Consider the following 1,088-nt stretch of genomic DNA (forward strand, 5'->3'; position numbering starts at 1 on the left):
TATTGATGGGATATTGGGATTGAAATACAATTGAGTGTTTCTTGAAGATTTTCATATTCATTTATCCAATACAATTGTATTTTTTTTGCCCCAAAGGGTGTAACAAGCGTAAAATATCTAAAATCTTCTATTTTGAGATTAAAAATTTTATCAAATTCGATATAGTTCATTAAGCCATAATCTTTAAAATCACATTCTTTATATATGGATTTTAAAAATTTTGGTATTTCATTGACAATGAAAAGTATTTTTATTTTTTCTTTTGATAGATTAATAGTTAGTTCTTTTATTATATTATTTGGATATTCTTGTTTAATGATATCTAATAATTGCTTGTTGTTGCAATTTTCCAAGCTATCAAGTTTAATTTCAAAATCTTTTTTAATTTCTAATTTTGTAGGTGTATATTGTAATTTATGCTCTTTATTAGATTGTGGTAGTAGTATATTAACTTCTTTTTTATCTTGAATAATTATTTTAGCAATACCCATAATTTTTGTATTTAAATCTAGTAAAAATTGTAAGTCTTTTTTAGAGATTATGTTTTCTATATCTTTTTTAAAATTATTTAGATTTAAATTTTCACTAGATAAAAATTGTATAAGTTTGTTTAAAAATATAGGTTGAGGAAGTATCATAGCTCGTGTAATCCTAATTTTTTAAGCTCTTCCAAACTCATGGCTCTAATCAAAACCCTTTCTTCTGATTGTATTAAAGAAAATTCTTGTAATTTTTCTAAAGCTTCTTTATACTCTAAATATCCTAAAGGCTTATCTTCGCTAATGCTGAAAAAACTTAGCCTCCATTCTACTTCTTCATCTTCATTATCTAGTTTGAAATTTTCCCAAGGTTCTTTAAATAAAATAGTATCTGTATCTTCACTAAGGGTAAAATTTACTATTGTTTCATTTGGTATTTCATAAAGTTTAGGCATAGCTTCATAAGCTTCTTCCCAACGTTTTTGTAAAAAGTTTAAATCTTCCATAAAATATCCTTGTGTTAAAATAGCATTATAACTAAAAATTTTTATATTAAATCATAAGGAAAGTATTTATATAAAGCTAATCTTATTTTGTTTAATCATTCTA

At 23.4% G+C, this 1,088-nt stretch carries 2 protein-coding genes; both read right to left on the reverse strand.

Annotated elements, in window-relative coordinates:
* A partial coding sequence (locus L8Y18_RS08550; protein ID WP_263676666.1) for a hypothetical protein occupies positions 1 to 638 on the reverse strand: 638 nt, incomplete at its 3' end.
* Positions 635 to 985 carry a hypothetical protein gene (locus L8Y18_RS08555; RefSeq protein ID WP_263676667.1) on the reverse strand — a complete coding sequence of 117 codons (351 nt, stop codon included), beginning with the start codon at positions 983 to 985 and terminating at the stop codon, positions 635 to 637. The genes L8Y18_RS08555 and L8Y18_RS08550, both read right to left, overlap by 4 nt.
* Positions 986 to 1,088 lie beyond the last annotated feature (103 nt).

The sequence above is a fragment of the Campylobacter sp. CNRCH_2007_0968H genome (genome assembly GCF_025773245.1).
GTDB classification, from domain to species: domain Bacteria; phylum Campylobacterota; class Campylobacteria; order Campylobacterales; family Campylobacteraceae; genus Campylobacter_D; species Campylobacter_D lari_D.

Bases quoted from the DNA above. Each gene is read 5' to 3' on its own strand.
- L8Y18_RS08555 (WP_263676667.1), bottom strand. From the start codon at position 985: ATGGAAGATTTAAACTTTTTACAAAAACGTTGGGAAGAAGCTTATGAA.